This window comes from Pantoea sp. WMus005 (assembly GCF_013415305.1).
Taxonomy (GTDB): Bacteria; Pseudomonadota; Gammaproteobacteria; order Enterobacterales; family Enterobacteriaceae; genus Pantoea; species Pantoea rara.
This window is the reverse complement of the sequence record NZ_JACBXU010000004.1, coordinates 15,159-30,082: the sequence shown is the minus strand read 5'-3', so window position 1 is coordinate 30,082 and position 14,924 is coordinate 15,159. Positions and strand designations below refer to the sequence as shown.

The 14,924-nt window shown below is 52.3% G+C and carries 14 protein-coding genes and 4 tRNA genes; 16 read left to right on the top strand and 2 right to left on the bottom strand.

What is annotated here, in order from left to right:
- The first annotated feature begins 66 nt into the window (after positions 1-66).
- Positions 67-1,149, top strand: coding sequence for a lytic murein transglycosylase B (gene mltB, locus HZZ01_RS15015; RefSeq protein WP_179898413.1), 1,083 nt, complete (start codon positions 67-69; stop codon positions 1,147-1,149).
- An 80-nt stretch (positions 1,150-1,229) separates the two neighbouring features.
- The gene (locus HZZ01_RS15010; RefSeq protein WP_179898412.1) at positions 1,230-1,565 is read left to right on the top strand and encodes a zinc ribbon domain-containing protein YjdM; all 336 of its coding nucleotides are present in this window, start codon (positions 1,230-1,232) and stop codon (positions 1,563-1,565) included.
- 33 nt (positions 1,566-1,598) lie between these two features.
- Here HZZ01_RS15010 and HZZ01_RS15005 read toward each other — a convergent pair whose 3' ends face one another.
- Positions 1,599-2,486, bottom strand: coding sequence for a dihydrodipicolinate synthase family protein (locus HZZ01_RS15005; protein ID WP_179898411.1), 888 nt, complete (start codon positions 2,484-2,486; stop codon positions 1,599-1,601).
- Positions 2,487-2,652: 166 nt separating this feature from the next.
- Here HZZ01_RS15005 and tam point away from each other — a divergent pair, with 166 nt between their 5' ends.
- The 14 genes from tam to luxS all read left to right on the top strand — a co-directional run bounded on the left by tam (position 2,653) and on the right by luxS (position 13,553).
- On the top strand, positions 2,653-3,429 hold the full coding sequence (gene tam, locus HZZ01_RS15000; protein ID WP_179898689.1) for a trans-aconitate 2-methyltransferase: 777 nt from the start codon (positions 2,653-2,655) through the stop codon (positions 3,427-3,429).
- A 105-nt stretch (positions 3,430-3,534) separates the two neighbouring features.
- A complete protein-coding gene (gene pncC, locus HZZ01_RS14995; protein ID WP_179898410.1) occupies positions 3,535-4,029 on the top strand; it encodes a nicotinamide-nucleotide amidase in 495 nt (164 codons plus the stop codon).
- A 95-nt stretch (positions 4,030-4,124) separates the two neighbouring features.
- Positions 4,125-5,195 carry a recombinase RecA gene (recA, locus tag HZZ01_RS14990; RefSeq protein WP_179898409.1) on the top strand — a complete coding sequence of 357 codons (1,071 nt, stop codon included), beginning with the start codon at positions 4,125-4,127 and terminating at the stop codon, positions 5,193-5,195.
- A gap of 123 nt (positions 5,196-5,318) precedes the next feature.
- Positions 5,319-5,837 carry a regulatory protein RecX gene (locus HZZ01_RS14985; protein WP_179898408.1) on the top strand — a complete coding sequence of 173 codons (519 nt, stop codon included), beginning with the start codon at positions 5,319-5,321 and terminating at the stop codon, positions 5,835-5,837.
- A 133-nt stretch (positions 5,838-5,970) separates the two neighbouring features.
- Positions 5,971-8,598 carry an alanine--tRNA ligase gene (alaS, locus tag HZZ01_RS14980; protein WP_179898407.1) on the top strand — a complete coding sequence of 876 codons (2,628 nt, stop codon included), beginning with the start codon at positions 5,971-5,973 and terminating at the stop codon, positions 8,596-8,598.
- A 248-nt stretch (positions 8,599-8,846) separates the two neighbouring features.
- Positions 8,847-9,032 carry a carbon storage regulator CsrA gene (gene csrA, locus HZZ01_RS14975; protein WP_008927091.1) on the top strand — a complete coding sequence of 62 codons (186 nt, stop codon included), beginning with the start codon at positions 8,847-8,849 and terminating at the stop codon, positions 9,030-9,032.
- 283 nt (positions 9,033-9,315) lie between these two features.
- A tRNA-Ser gene (locus HZZ01_RS14970) sits at positions 9,316-9,408 on the top strand.
- A gap of 8 nt (positions 9,409-9,416) precedes the next feature.
- A tRNA-Arg gene (locus HZZ01_RS14965) sits at positions 9,417-9,493 on the top strand.
- A 79-nt stretch (positions 9,494-9,572) separates the two neighbouring features.
- A tRNA-Arg gene (locus HZZ01_RS14960) sits at positions 9,573-9,649 on the top strand.
- Positions 9,650-9,720: 71 nt separating this feature from the next.
- Positions 9,721-9,797, top strand: a tRNA-Arg gene (locus tag HZZ01_RS14955).
- A gap of 459 nt (positions 9,798-10,256) precedes the next feature.
- On the top strand, positions 10,257-10,823 hold the full coding sequence (gene yqaB / locus HZZ01_RS14950) for a fructose-1-phosphate/6-phosphogluconate phosphatase (RefSeq protein WP_179898406.1): 567 nt from the start codon (positions 10,257-10,259) through the stop codon (positions 10,821-10,823).
- Entirely contained in the window at positions 10,820-11,248 is a 429-nt protein-coding gene (locus HZZ01_RS14945; protein WP_179898405.1) for a YqaA family protein, read from the top strand. Before yqaB ends, HZZ01_RS14945 begins: the two co-directional genes overlap by 4 nt.
- 31 nt (positions 11,249-11,279) lie before the next feature.
- Positions 11,280-12,887, top strand: a complete 1,608-nt coding sequence (gene gshA, locus HZZ01_RS14940; protein ID WP_179898404.1) for a glutamate--cysteine ligase — start codon at positions 11,280-11,282, stop codon at positions 12,885-12,887.
- A gap of 150 nt (positions 12,888-13,037) precedes the next feature.
- Positions 13,038-13,553 carry an S-ribosylhomocysteine lyase gene (gene luxS, locus HZZ01_RS14935; protein WP_009086888.1) on the top strand — a complete coding sequence of 172 codons (516 nt, stop codon included), beginning with the start codon at positions 13,038-13,040 and terminating at the stop codon, positions 13,551-13,553.
- A 69-nt stretch (positions 13,554-13,622) separates the two neighbouring features.
- Here luxS and HZZ01_RS14930 read toward each other — a convergent pair whose 3' ends face one another.
- Positions 13,623-14,909 (bottom strand): HlyC/CorC family transporter, encoded by a 1,287-nt coding sequence (locus HZZ01_RS14930; protein ID WP_179898403.1) that lies wholly within the window; start codon positions 14,907-14,909, stop codon positions 13,623-13,625.
- Positions 14,910-14,924 lie beyond the last annotated feature (15 nt).

Sequence of the window (14,924 nt, the reverse complement as noted above, 5' to 3'; positions counted from 1 at the left end):
ATGTCACCGCGCTGAACGACTACTATTACCGCATCTGAATTTACCCTCCTCGTTTATGGATAACCGATGCGTCTCAAGTTAGCCCTCCTTGCGTTCATTCCGCTTCTGGCCTCCTGCAGCAGCAAACCTGAAGTTCCGACCCAGCAGAAGATGCTGGCTGCGCCACAGGGCGGTTTTTTACTGCAGCCGTCGCATAGCGGACAGGCGATGTTTGGTGACTTCGCCGGTAATCCGGCAGCAGAGCAATTTATCGATAAGATGGTGGAGAAGCATGACTTTGATCGTGAGCAGTTACACAACATCATCGGTCAGGCAAAAAGACTGGACTATGTACTGCGGTTAATGGATCGACAGGCACCAAGCTATACGCCATCGCCGGGCCCTAATGGGGCCTGGATCCGCTATCGCAACAAGTTCATTACGCCGGATAACGTGCAAAACGGTGTGGCATTCTGGAACCAGTATCAGGATGCGCTGCAACGCGCGCAGCAGGTCTATGGCGTGCCGCCGGAAATTATTGTCGGCATCATTGGCGTGGAAACCCGTTGGGGTCGCGTGATGGGGAAAACGCGGATTCTGGATGCGCTTGCGACCTTATCGTTTAACTATCCGCGCCGCGCCGAATACTTCAGCAGCGAGCTGGAAACCTTCCTTCTGATGTCGCGTAAAGAGCAGGATGACCCGCTGGCGCTGAAAGGGTCTTTCGCCGGGGCGATGGGTTATGGTCAGTTTATGCCTTCTTCTTACAACGATTATGCAGTTGATTTCAACGGCGACGGGCATGCAAACCTGTGGGATCCGGTGGATGCTATCGGCAGCGTGGCGCACTACTTCCAGAAGCACGGCTGGCGCAGCGGTGAAAATGTGGCGGTTCCGGCCAGCGGTCAGGCACCGATGCTGGAAGATGGTTTCAAAACCAGTTACAGCGTGAGCATGCTGGCGGCGTCAGGCCTGTCGCCACAGGGCTCGCTGGACGGTAACAATCAGGTCAGTCTGCTGCGCCTCGACTTAGGCACCAGCTACCAGTACTGGTACGGCCTGCCGAATTTTTATGTCATCACCCGCTACAACCATAGTACCCATTATGCGATGGCGGTATGGCAACTGGGTGAGGCCGTAAGCAAAGCACGGCAGGGCGGCCTGTTATAAAGACTATCCTTGTTAACTGTAAGGTTATATGATGACGCCCTTTTTCAGGCCACACAGCCACTGATACCTCTGGAGTCGTTATGTCTTTACCTTCCTGCCCAGCTTGTCACGCCGATTACACCTGGCAAGATGGCGAGAACCTCAACTGTCCCTCCTGCGGTCATATCTGGACCGAAGGAGAGGCTGACAGCAGCAACGGATCGCTGGAAGTGCGTGATGCCAACGGCAATTTGCTGGCAGATGGCGACAGCGTCACGGTGATCAAAGATCTCAAGGTGAAGGGCAGCTCTTCATCGCTGAAGATCGGCACCAAAGTGAAAGGTATTCGCCTGGTGGAAGGGGACCACAACATCGATTGTAAAATCGAGGGCTTTGGTCAGATGAAATTAAAATCTGAGTTCGTGAAAAAGAACTGAGATCCGGGGCGCAGGGACGCGCCCGTTATTCTATTAGCTGAACAGTCGATCGATCGCGGCACACTGCTCCGCATTCAGCGTGCCACCGTAGTTTCTTGAGGTGCTGCTCATCGAGTTATAGCGTCGTGCCACGGCCGTTTTAATCGTTGTCACAAAATCATCGCCAACAGTGTAAATCGCCATCAGCCTGCCAATCTGCTGTTGCAGACGCGCCAGCTCAGGCAGATTGCCCGTCCGCCAGGCCGCCATCATTTCTGCAAAGTACTCCGGCACAATATTATTCAGGCCTGAAATCACCCCGGCACCGCCCGCCAGCAGATTGGGAAGCAGATATTCGTCATACCCCGACAGCACGGCAAAATCACTGCGTACCTTGCGGGTTTCTTCGATCATCGCCCGATTATGCGACAGGCAATCCACCGTATCTTTGATGCCGATAAAGTTGGGGAGCTTTGCCGCCAGCGCGGCAATTAGCGCTGGTGTCAGATCGCAACCGGTGCGTGCAGGAAAATTGTAGGCAAACCATTTCCCCCCCAGCTGCGCATCAAGTGCTTCGAAGTAGTGCATCAGCTGCTTTTGCGTCTGGCCGTAATAGTAGGGCGGCAGCACCATCACCGCATCAAAGTCATTTTTCCAGGCGGCTTCAGCCAGCTTCAGCATGTCAGGGATACAGGTGGCCGAGACGTTAGCTACCATTTTCAGCGGTGATAAGGATCGGGCTTCCTGAATCAGCTGTAAACGCTCCTGCTGCGTCAGTGAGGCAAATTCGCCAATGCTGCCCATCACGAGCAGGGTATCGATACCGGCGTCATTGAGGCGGGAGAAATGTCGTCCGAGCGCATCAATATCGACGGCACCCTGCGTATTAAACGGCGTGACAGTAGGGCACCAGACACCGGCAAAAGCCGATTTTTCACTCATAGCTGACTCCTGTATCGGATGTTAAAAAGTGAAACAGCGTTTCAACTTAATTATTCCAGCCAGCCTCTGCCAGCGCATGATTCAAAAATGAGCAACGGGTCGCACTTTTTCATCTTTTATCCGTCTCAGTAAGCGGATGCATCTGATAAACGAGCGAGAGGTGATGATGAAAGAGTGGGATCCTGTGCTGTATCGTAAATTTGAAGCGGAACGAACCCGTCCAGCCCGCGAACTGCTGGCGCGTATCAGTCTGGAACAGGTTGAGCAGGTAACCGATCTGGGATGCGGGCCTGGCAACAGTACCGAGCTGCTCGCCGATGCCTGGCCGCTGGCGCAGATCACCGGGCTCGACAGTTCAGCGGCGATGTTATCTCAGGCGGGTGAACGCCTGCCGCACTGTCGTTTTGTCCAGGCGGACATCAGCAGCTGGCAGGCGGATGCGCCGCAGCAGGTGGTTTATGCCAACGCGTCTCTGCAATGGCTGGATAATCATGTCACGCTGTTTCCCCACCTGGTCAGGCAACTGGCATCCGGTGGCGTGCTGGCGATCCAGATGCCTGATAACCTCAATGAGCCCTCACATCAACTGATGCGCGAGGTGGCAGCCACGGAGCGCTGGCGTTCACGGATTAAAGCCGATGCCGCTGAGCGTACACAGCTGCTTTCCACTGGTGAATATTACAATTTGCTGACGCAGGCAGGCTGTGAAGTGGATATCTGGCGTACCACCTATTATCACGTGATGGCCGATGCGCAGGCGATTATCAGCTGGCTGCAGGCGACCGGATTACGGCCTTTCCTGGCGACGCTGGATGCATCTGAACAGAGAGATTTTCTGTCTGATTATCACCAGCGTCTGCTCACCGCCTATCCGGCTCAGGCCAATGGTCAGGTTCTGCTCGCTTTCCCGCGTCTTTTCATGGTTGCAGTGAAAAAAGAGTAAGCGTGATGGAAAGCCGGTCGCAAAAACAGTGCAACAGGATCGAGTGACCTTGAAAAAGTGGTCTTTCTGCACCACCTTCAACTCATAGCTTAAGGGAGAGCTGCAATGGATGATCAGCAATTACAGGCACTCAGTGCGCAGATAGGTGAGCAACTGAAGCAGCGCAATGCCACCGTAACCTGTGCGGAATCCTGCACGGGGGGGTGGATTGCCAAAGTCTTTACCGATATCAGCGGCAGTTCCGCCTGGTTCGAACGCGGTTTCGTGACCTACAGTAATGAGGCCAAACAGCAGCTGGTGAATGTTCAGGCTGACTCGCTGGCGCAGTATGGCGCGGTAAGTGATGCGGTAGTGCGTGAGATGGCGCTGGGAGCCCGCCAGGCGGCTCATGCTGACTATTCTATTTCTGTCAGCGGCATTGCCGGTCCGGATGGCGGCAGTGAAGAAAAACCGGTCGGCACGGTGTGGTTTGGCTTTGCCGGGCCGCAGGATAAAATATTGACTTTTAAACAGATTTTTAATGGCAATCGCGATGCCGTTCGCCGCCAGTCGGTGGCATGGGCCTTACAGAAACTGTATGGCGAATTTCTGACAAATTAAACTTGATACTGTATGACTATACAGTATAATTGTCGGCAACAGAAAGAGTACAGGCACCCTGAGTGCGTGTTTACCCGGCTTGATTAGGAGTTGAAATGGCGATTGATGAAAACAAACAGAAGGCTTTAGCTGCCGCGCTTGGCCAGATTGAGAAACAATTTGGTAAAGGCTCCATCATGCGCTTGGGTGAAGACCGCTCAATGGATGTGGAAACGATCTCTACCGGCTCGCTGTCGCTGGATATCGCATTAGGTGCAGGCGGTCTGCCAATGGGCCGTATCGTTGAGATCTACGGACCCGAGTCTTCCGGTAAAACCACGCTGACTCTGCAGGTTATCGCCTCAGCACAGCGTAAAGGCAAAACCTGTGCCTTTATTGATGCCGAGCATGCGCTGGATCCGGTTTACGCCAAAAAACTGGGCGTAGACATTGATAACCTGCTCTGCTCACAGCCCGATACTGGTGAGCAGGCGCTGGAAATCTGTGATGCGCTGGCGCGCTCTGGTGCCGTTGATGTCATCATCGTCGACTCCGTTGCCGCTCTGACGCCTAAAGCGGAAATCGAAGGTGAAATCGGTGACTCACACATGGGCCTCGCGGCACGTATGATGAGCCAGGCGATGCGTAAACTGGCCGGTAACCTGAAGCAGTCCAATACTCTGCTGATTTTCATCAACCAGATCCGTATGAAAATTGGTGTCATGTTTGGTAACCCGGAAACCACCACGGGTGGTAACGCGCTGAAGTTCTATGCCTCTGTCCGTCTTGATATTCGCCGTATCGGTGCAATTAAAGAGGGCGATAACGTGGTCGGCAGTGAGACACGCGTTAAAGTGGTGAAAAACAAAATCGCTGCGCCATTCAAACAGGCTGAGTTCCAGATCATGTACGGCGAAGGTATTAATACCTTTGGCGAGCTGGTCGACCTGGGCGTGAAGCACAAGCTGATTGAAAAAGCGGGTGCCTGGTACAGCTACAATGGCGACAAGATTGGTCAGGGTAAATCGAATGCTGGCAACTTCCTGAAAGAGAATGCGGCTGTGGCAAACGAAATTGATCTGAAGTTGCGTGAGATGTTGCTCAACGGCGCGGATGACAAACTCGCAGCAGCCGACAAGGCTGCCGAGAAAGAAGACGCAGCAAGTGAAGCGAACGAAGACTTCTAATCTCTGATGCGGGAGGGGCGAAAGCCTCTCCCGTAGTTTTTTAGCCCCTCTATTGCCTTTCTTGCCTTCCCTCTGCTCTGTTCTGTCGCCATAATCTCATTCTGTTTGTACAAGGTGCGCAGTATGACTGAACCCTCTCAGCCCCAACCTAATGCCGTCTCTTACTCTCGTCTGCTTGACCGTGCGATGCGTATCCTGGGTCAGCGCGATCACAGCCGTGCAGAATTAGCCCGTAAGCTGCAACAGTCAGCTCAGCGTGCTGCATGGGCGCAAAAAAAAGAGCCCGAAATTATTACCGAAGCGCTGCTGGAGCAGGTACTGGACTGGTGCCAGGACAGCGGCTGGTTAAACGACGAACGCTTCACCGAACGGTTTATTCAGAGTCGAAGCCGTAAAGGCTTTGGATCGCAGCGCGTGCGTCTTGAACTGGCCCAGAAAGGCATCGACCGTGAAGCCATTGATATTGCAATGGAAGAGACGGAAGTCGACTGGGCAGCCTGCGCGGCTCAGCTGGCTGAACGAAAATTCGGACACCCGCTGCCTACAGAGTGGAAAGAGAAGGCGAAAGTCTTACGCTATCTGCAGTCAAAGGGCTTTCAGACCGACGATATCCAGTCTGTTTTCAGAAATTTTGATGACTAAAAGCCGATGTAATTTTACTTCCCACTGAAGAAAATTTATCTTATTCCCACTTTTTGTTCCGCTAATCAGGCACCACGAGAATGTGGCCGCGCCGATCAGAGGGAACGTTCGTTAGCGTGATTCCAGGACATATATGAGCAAGAGCACTGCTGAGATCCGTCAAGCGTTTCTCGACTTTTTTCATAGCAAGGGACATGAGGTTGTAACCAGCAGCTCCCTCGTACCGAATAACGATCCAACCTTGTTGTTTACTAACGCCGGGATGAACCAGTTTAAAGATGTGTTCCTCGGTCAGGACAAACGTGATTACACACGTGCGACCACGTCACAGCGCTGCGTACGCGCAGGCGGTAAACACAACGATCTTGAAAACGTCGGTTACACCGCACGTCACCACACCTTCTTTGAAATGCTGGGTAACTTCAGCTTTGGTGACTACTTCAAGAGAGAGGCGATTGGTTTTGCCTGGGAACTGCTGACGAGCGAGCAGTGGTTCAGCCTGCCAAAAGAGCGTCTGTGGGTGACGATTTATGAAACCGATGATGAAGCCTTTGATATCTGGGCGAATGAAATCGGTGTGCCACGCGAGCGCATTATTCGTATCGGCGACAACAAGGGCAGCGCGTATGCGTCAGATAACTTCTGGCAGATGGGCGATACCGGTCCTTGTGGTCCATGCAGCGAAATCTTCTACGATCACGGCGATCACATCTGGGGTGGCCCGCCGGGAAGCCCGGAGGAAGATGGGGACCGTTACATTGAGATCTGGAACATTGTCTTTATGCAGTTCAACCGCCAGGCTGATGGCACTATGCTGCCGCTGCCAAAACCGTCGGTTGATACCGGAATGGGCCTTGAGCGTATTTCTGCCGTTCTGCAGCACGTCAACTCCAACTATGAAATCGACCTGTTCCAGAAACTGATTCAGGCTGTTGCACAGGTTACCGGTGCGACTGACCTCAGTAATAAATCGCTGCGCGTTATTGCCGACCACATCCGCTCCTGTGCTTTCCTGATTGCCGATGGCGTGATTCCGTCGAATGAGAACCGTGGCTATGTGCTGCGTCGTATCATTCGTCGTGCCGTGCGTCATGGCAACATGCTGGGCGCCAAGGAAGCCTTTTTCTATAAGCTGGTTGCGCCACTGGTTGAGGTCATGGGTGCTGCAGGCGAAGAGTTACAGCGTCAGCAGGCTCAGGTTGAACTGGTGCTGAAAAGCGAAGAAGACCAGTTTGCCAGAACGCTGGAGCGCGGACTGGCCCTGCTGGACGAAGAGCTGGAAAAACTGCAGGGTGACACGCTGGATGGCGAAATCGTCTTCCGGCTTTACGATACCTTTGGCTTCCCGGCTGATTTAACGGCTGATGTCTGCCGCGAACGTAATCTGAAAATCGACGAAGCGGGCTTTGAGCAGGCGATGGAGCAACAGCGTCAGCGCGCACGTGAAGCAAGTGGCTTCGGCGCTGACTACAGCAACGTTATTCGCATCGATGCCGCCTCCTCCTTCAAAGGCTACGACCAGCTCGATTTAGCCGCCACAGTTAAAGCGCTTTATGTTGCGGGCGAAGCGGTTGATGAAGTGTCTGCGGGTCAGGATGCTGTGGTCGTGCTGGATGAAACGCCATTCTATGGTGAATCAGGTGGTCAGGTAGGCGATACCGGCCTGCTGAAAGGGAAGAATGCTGAATTTAGCGTCCAGGATACACAAAAATATGGTCAGGCAATCGGTCATGTCGGTAAGCTGACCGCAGGGCAATTGCGTATCGGTGATCGTCTTGAGGCGCAGGTTGATGCGGCACGTCGTGCGCGCATTCGTCTTAACCACTCTGCAACCCACTTGTTACATGCCGCATTGCGTCAGGTTTTAGGTGAGCATGTTGCGCAGAAAGGCTCGCTGGTTAACGATAAATACCTACGTTTCGACTTCTCGCATTTTGAGGCGATGAAACCTCAGGAGATTCGTCAGGTCGAAGATATCGTCAATGCGCAGATTCGTCGCAACCTGCCGGTAGAAACCGAAGTGATGGATCTGGATGCGGCAAAGTCTAAAGGTGCAATGGCACTGTTTGGCGAGAAATATGATCAGCGCGTGCGCGTTCTGACTATGGGTGATTTCTCGGTTGAGCTGTGCGGTGGTACCCATGCTACGCGCACCGGTGATATCGGCCTGTTCCGTATTCAGGCTGAGTCAGGGACTGCAGCGGGTATTCGTCGTATCGAAGCGATTACGGGTGAAGGCGCGCTGGCGCAGGTCAATGCGCAGAGCAGCCAGCTACAGGATCTGGCGCAGCTGGTAAAAGCGAACAGCAGCAACCTGAACGAGAAAGTGCGTGGTCTGGTTGATCATGTGCGGGCGCTGGAGAAAGAGTTGCAGCAACTGCGCGATCAGCAAGCCGCGCAGGAGAGCGCTTCACTGAGCAGCAATGCCATCGACGTTAAGGGAGTGAAACTGCTGGTCAGTGAGCTCAACAATGTTGAACCTAAAATGTTGCGTACCATGGTTGATGATCTTAAGAATCAACTGGGGTCGGCGATTATTGTGCTGGCGACGGTTGCTGAAGGTAAGGTGTCGCTGATTGCGGGTGTGACCAAAGATCTGACTGACCGCGTTAAAGCGGGTGAGTTGATTGCCGGTCTGGCACAGCAGGTTGGCGGGAAGGGCGGTGGGCGTCCTGACATGGCACAAGCTGGTGGTACTGATGCTGAAGCGCTGAAAGGGGCTCTGGCAGGGGTTGAGAGCTGGGTTAACAGCCGCCTGTAACATATAGAACAAGGCATTGTAAAAAGCGTCAGAACTCCAGTTCCGACGCTTTTTAATACGGTGCTAAAGCAGCAAATGACAAAGTCAGGTTGATGTAGTGTATTTCGGCTAAACTAACTATCAGCAGAATGTATTGGCGCATCGATGTGCATTGGTGTATTTCTCATAGTCAATGTGCAGCGTTAAATGATGGATAATGCCGGGAGCCTGTACTAGCCCGACTCTTTTAATCTTTCAAGGAGCAAAGAATGCTTATTCTAACTCGTCGAGTTGGTGAAACCCTCATGATCGGTGATGAGGTAACTGTAACGGTGCTGGGTGTTAAGGGTAACCAGGTTCGTATTGGGGTTAACGCGCCGAAAGAAGTGTCTGTGCATCGCGAAGAGATCTATCAACGCATCCAGGCTGAAAAAACGCAACAAACCAGCGTTTAACGGATTCAGCGTCTCGCACCTGTGCGAGGCGCTACCGCTTTATCTAAAAATCGTCTCTTTTCTTTTCTCCCGCTTCCCTACTGTTTTGTTAACCTCATCATCTTTCGTTGTTGATAAATCACTCTTTTTGTCGCCATTTTGTCCCAATTGTGTGTGATTTGCTCAATCAAACAAAGTTTCAGAAAAATTGTTTGACTTAAAAGTCCGGGAAAGTAATATGTGCGCCACGCAGTGCCGATGAGCAGAAACAACGTTCAGACGCACAGTTCGAAAGAAAGCGTATGGTGAGGTGGCCGAGAGGCTGAAGGCGCTCCCCTGCTAAGGGAGTATACGGTCAAAAGCTGTATCGAGGGTTCGAATCCCTCCCTCACCGCCATTTTCGATGCATCCATAGCTCAGCTGGATAGAGTACTCGGCTACGAACCGAGCGGTCGGAGGTTCGAATCCTCCTGGATGCACCATCGAAAAAAACAAAGCGAATTAGCAATTCCTTTCATGGTGAGTAGTTAGCACCCTGCGCTGTACAAGAATTAGATATATGCATCCATAGCTCAGCTGGATAGAGTACTCGGCTACGAACCGAGCGGTCGGAGGTTCGAATCCTCCTGGATGCACCATTCTTTGTAACATCCTCAGGTTGGTTTCTGTAAGTCCATAAAAAGCTGTACCTCAAAAGACAGACCCCAATGCATCCATAGCTCAGCTGGATAGAGTACTCGGCTACGAACCGAGCGGTCGGAGGTTCGAATCCTCCTGGATGCACCATTATCTTCAGTTTCAAAAACCCCCACTTTGTTATGACGTAAAAATCGTTTAGCGCTCACAGGCAGATATCACGCTTATCATCTCCGCAGAGCCTGGCGCGAATTGAATCACTATTCAGACCTCTCCCCTGCAGTTACCCTCTGGCTTTACCCGCACTGTTTTTCTGCGTAATCTGCCTCACTGATTCATCATCCTGACTTAAGCGACACGTAACACCTTTTTTCCGCGTCAGCGCTCTCCATTTTACTGCCCACGCCCGTCCGCAGCTGCTTGCTTGCAAGAATAATGTTAAAAAATCGCTGAAAATTCGTACGGTTATGACTGGCCGCGCACGATCACCTTTATCTGAAAACAAAAATTGCTAATGCTTTCAAAGCATTTGCTGTTCATCCACCCTGGCGACAACCTGTCCACATTAGGCTAAAGTAATGTCTCATTTGGTGAACGTCCGGAGTGACAATGTACGATCAATATGACGCCCTGATTTTCGATATGGACGGCACGATTCTTGATACTGAGCCGACACATCGAAAAGCGTGGCGTCAGGTTCTCCAGCGTTACGGATTAACGCTGGATGAAGAACGTATTATCGACTTCAATGGCGCACCCGCCTGGCGGCTTGCGCAGTTCATCATTGAATCCAATCAGTCGTCACACGATCCCCATCTTCTTGCCGCAGAAAAAACCGCTGCTGTGAAAGCGATGCTGCTGGAAAACGTTAAGCCGCTGCCTTTAATGGACGTGGTGAAAGCGTACCACGGGCGTCGTCCGATGGCGGTAGGTACAGGAAGCGAACATAGCATGGCAGAGGCGTTATTAACGCAGTTGGGCGTGCGTGAGCTCTTTACGGCAGTTGTCGGTGCTGACGACGTACAGCGTCATAAACCTGAGCCTGAAACCTTCTTACGCTGCGCTGAGCTGATGGGTGTGGCTCCGGCACGTTGTGTAGTGTTTGAGGATGCAGACTTTGGTATTCAGGCTGCGAAAGCGGCAGGCATGGCTGTGGTGGATGTCCGCTTACTGTGAGTGACGTTCTTACCTATGCCTCAATGTTTGGCAGCAGTTTTCTAAGTGCGACACTCCTGCCGGGAAGCTCTGAAGCATTGCTGATAGCACTATTAATCGCAAAAAAGACATCAGTTTACGGGTTGCTTTTAGCCGCATCACTGGGAAACACCTTGGGCGGTTTAACCAACATTCTTATTGGTCGCTTGCTGCCGCTAAAACGTCAGGGGCGATGGCATGACACAGCAATGACGTGGTTGCACCGACTGGGACCTGCAGCACTGTTATTCAGCTGGCTGCCGGTGATAGGTGATCTGCTTTGCGTTCTCGCAGGCTGGTTACGTTTCGCCTGGCTGCCCGCGATGCTGTTTCTCGCTATCGGCAAAACACTGCGTTATATCGTTATCGCGACTGCCACATTACAGGGTTTGCAATGGTGGCATTGATTCGCACAGATTCGAGGCTACGGTTAACATTATGCTGAACAAAAATAAATTATTATCACAGCGGGGGGGTAATGTGATCCCGGACGTATCTAAAGCGCTTTCCTGGCTGGAAGCGCATCCCAATGCCCTTAAAGGGATTGGCCGTGGCATCGAACGTGAAACGCTGCGTGTACAGGAAAATGGCGATCTGGCAAAAAGCGGCCACCCGGAATCTCTGGGCTCTGCGCTTAAGCATGACTGGATCACCACTGATTTTGCCGAAACGTTACTGGAATTTATTACGCCAGTGGATCACAGCATCGATCATATGCTGGCATTCCTGCGCGATATTCACCGCCACGTTGCCCGTGAACTGGGTGATGAACGCATGTGGCCATTCAGTATGCCGTGTGTGATTGACGACGCAGACAACATCGAGCTGGCGCAATATGGCACATCCAATATCGGTAAGATGAAGACCCTCTATCGCGAAGGCCTGAAAAACCGCTATGGCGCGTTGATGCAGACCATCTCCGGCATTCACTACAACTTCTCGCTGCCACTTTCATTCTGGCAGGAGTGGGCTGACGTGAAAGATCAGGAAAGCGGAAAAGAGACCATCTCAGCGGGCTACCTGCGGCTGATCCGCAACTATTATCGCTTCGGCTGGGTGATCCCATATCTGTTTGGTGCCTCGCCAGCTATCAGCTCCAGCTTCCTGCAGGGCCGTGAGAGCGCGCTGCCCTTCGAAACCAATGACAAAGACACGATGTGGCTGCCGTACGCCACATCGCTGCGTCTGAGCGATTTAGGCTACACCAATAAATCGCAGAGCTCTCTGGGCATCACGTTTAATTCGCTGGAAGGCTATGTCACTGCACTGAAGAAGGCGATCAAAACGCCATCAGAAGAGTATGCGGCGATGGGCACTAAAGATGCTGACGGTAACTGGCTGCAGCTCAACACCAACGTGCTGCAGATTGAGAACGAGCTCTATGCCCCAATCCGGCCTAAGCGTGTCACACGTTCGGGTGAAGCGCCTTCTGATGCGCTGCTGCGTGGTGGCATCGAATACATTGAAGTGCGTTCGCTGGATATTAACCCGTTCTCTGCCATCGGCGTTGATGAGAATCAGGTTCGTTTCCTCGACCTGTTCCTGATCTGGTGTACTCTGGCCGATGCGCCGGAAATGAGTGCAGATGAGTTGCAATGCACCCGCAAAAACTGGAATCGTGTGGTGCTGGAAGGGCGTAAACCGGATCAGAAAATTGCTGTGGGCTGTGGAGAAGCGGAACATTCGCTGGTTGAAGTGGGCAAAACCCTGTTTGCCGATCTGCGTCGGGTTGCTGAAGTCTTAGACAGTCACAATGAGGACAGCACGGAATATCAGCAGGTTTGCGATCAACTGGTAGCATCGTTCGACGATCCTGAGCTAACCTACTCGGCGCGCATCCTTCAGGCAATGAAGGAGAATGGTGTCACCGGAACCGGTGTGGCGCTGGCTGAACAGTATCGCCATCTGCTCTGCGAAGAGCCACTGGAAGTGCTGACAGAAGAGGATTTCACGCGTCAGGCGCAGGAATCTGTAACTGCACAGCAGCAGCTGGAAGCTGATGATAAGCTGGATTTTGAAGCGTATCTGGCAGGCCGGGAAGGGTAGAAAAGAAAAAGGCCACATCAATGTGGCCAAATTAACATCTCTGTTGTCAGGGATGATGATAACAAATGCGCGTCTTTCATATATTCAGACGTTGGGCGAACAGAAAAGTTTCATCGTTTTAAAAAAAATTCTCAGAACAGGAGGTGACGTATGCCACTACTGGACAGTTTTACCGTTGACCACACCATCATGGGCGCACCGGCAGTACGCGTTGCGAAAACCATGAAGACTCCGCATGGCGATACGATTACCGTTTTTGACCTGCGTTTTTGCCGCCCGAACATTGATATCCTCACTGAGCGTGGCATTCATACGCTGGAGCATCTTTTTGCAGGCTTCATGCGTGACCACCTGAACGGTGACGGTGTGGAAATCGTTGATATCTCGCCAATGGGTTGCCGCACCGGCTTCTATATGAGCCTGATTGGTACGCCAGACGAGCAGCGCGTTGCGAAAGCGTGGAAAGGGGCGATGGAAGATGTTCTGAAAGTCAAAGACCAGAACCAGATCCCTGAGCTGAATGAATACCAGTGTGGCAGCTACAAGCTGCACTCACTGGATGAAGCGCAGCAGATCGCCCGCAATGTGCTGGCACATGAGATCGGCGTTAACCGCAATGAAGATCTGAAACTGCCTGCTGAAAAGCTGAAAGAATTGCACATCTAGTCAGGTAGTCAGGGCTTCTTTGCTAATAAAAACGCCGCATCATGTCGATTGCGGCGTTTTTTTATGGCTTCAGGATCCGACCGACTTTTTCAGTGGCGTAGCAGGCGTTATCCGCACCTGCTTAATCATGTTGTCCTGCACGTCCAGAATATCGACATTGTAGTGACCGATCTGAACACGTGTGGCGATGGCAGGGATCTCTTCCAGTGCTTCCAGCAGCATGCCGTTGATGGTGCGGGCTTCCTGCTCTGGCAGATGCCAGTTAAACGCCTTATTGATTTCACGCACACTGGCACTGCCTTCAATCAGCACAGAGCCATCATTCTGCGGCATCACCTCTTCTGCCAGCGACGGTGACATGGAGGTTGTAAAGTCGCCGACAATCTCCTCCAGAATATCCTCTATTGTCACCAGCCCTTTGATGTCGCCATATTCATCCACCACCACGCCCGCTTTCTCTTTGTTGCGCTGAAACTTCACCAACTGGGTGTTTAGTGGCGTTCCTTCGGGAATGTAGTAGATCTCATCGGCGGCGCGCAGCAGCATCTCTTTGGTGAACTCTTTTTTCTCTGTCATCATGCGCCAGGCTTCACGCACGCGAAGCATGCCGACGCAGTCATCCAGTGAGTCCCGATACAGCACAATGCGGCCATGTGGCGAGTGGCTCAGCTGACGAACGACTGACTTCCAGTCATCGTTAATGTTGATACCCACGATCTCATTACGCGGCACCATAATGTCATCCACGCTCACTTTTTCCAGGTCGAGCACAGAGAGCAGCATGTCCTGATTACGGCGTGACATCAGGCTACGCGACTCATAGACGATGGTGCGTAACTCTTCTTTACTCAGCGCGGAGTTAACAGAGCCGTCAGAGCGAATCCCCACCATGCGCATCAGCAACCGTGTAATGGTGTTCAGCAGCCAGACCAGCGGTAACATGACGTATTGCAACGGGGTGAGTAAAAAGCTGCTGGGATAGGCCACTTTTTCCGGATAAAGCGCCGCCACGGTTTTGGGCAACACTTCAGCAAAGACCAGTACCACGAAGGTCAGCACGCCGGTTGCAATGGCGACGCCGGCATCACCATACAGACGCATTCCGACAATGGTGCCTAACGCGGAAGCAAGGATGTTGACCAGGTTATTACCAATCAGGACCAGACTGATCAGACGATCAGGGCGGCGCAGCAGTTTTTCGACACGTCGAGCTGCGCGATCACCATTTTTAGCCTGGTGGCGCAGTTTATAGCGATTCAGCGTCATCATGCCGGTTTCAGAACCTGAGAAATAAGCTGAAACCAGTACCATGACGCAGAGAATAATAATCAGCGTGGTGGTTGAAACATTCTCCAACGCAGAACTTCCTTT

Excerpts from the sequence above, each read along its gene's own strand:
- yqaB (WP_179898406.1), top strand. The coding sequence starts at position 10,257 with ATGTACGATCAATATGACGCCCTGATTTTCGATATGGACGGCACGATT.
- HZZ01_RS15005 (WP_179898411.1), bottom strand. The coding sequence starts at position 2,486 with ATGAGTGAAAAATCGGCTTTTGCCGGTGTCTGGTGCCCTACTGTCACG.
- recA (WP_179898409.1), top strand. The coding sequence starts at position 4,125 with ATGGCGATTGATGAAAACAAACAGAAGGCTTTAGCTGCCGCGCTTGGC.
- pncC (WP_179898410.1), top strand. The coding sequence starts at position 3,535 with ATGGATGATCAGCAATTACAGGCACTCAGTGCGCAGATAGGTGAGCAA.
- gshA (WP_179898404.1), top strand. The coding sequence starts at position 11,280 with ATGCTGAACAAAAATAAATTATTATCACAGCGGGGGGGTAATGTGATC.
- mltB (WP_179898413.1), top strand. The coding sequence starts at position 67 with ATGCGTCTCAAGTTAGCCCTCCTTGCGTTCATTCCGCTTCTGGCCTCC.
- HZZ01_RS15010 (WP_179898412.1), top strand. The coding sequence starts at position 1,230 with ATGTCTTTACCTTCCTGCCCAGCTTGTCACGCCGATTACACCTGGCAA.
- alaS (WP_179898407.1), top strand. The coding sequence starts at position 5,971 with ATGAGCAAGAGCACTGCTGAGATCCGTCAAGCGTTTCTCGACTTTTTT.
- luxS (WP_009086888.1), top strand. The coding sequence starts at position 13,038 with ATGCCACTACTGGACAGTTTTACCGTTGACCACACCATCATGGGCGCA.
- csrA (WP_008927091.1), top strand. The coding sequence starts at position 8,847 with ATGCTTATTCTAACTCGTCGAGTTGGTGAAACCCTCATGATCGGTGAT.
- tam (WP_179898689.1), top strand. The coding sequence starts at position 2,653 with ATGAAAGAGTGGGATCCTGTGCTGTATCGTAAATTTGAAGCGGAACGA.
- HZZ01_RS14985 (WP_179898408.1), top strand. The coding sequence starts at position 5,319 with ATGACTGAACCCTCTCAGCCCCAACCTAATGCCGTCTCTTACTCTCGT.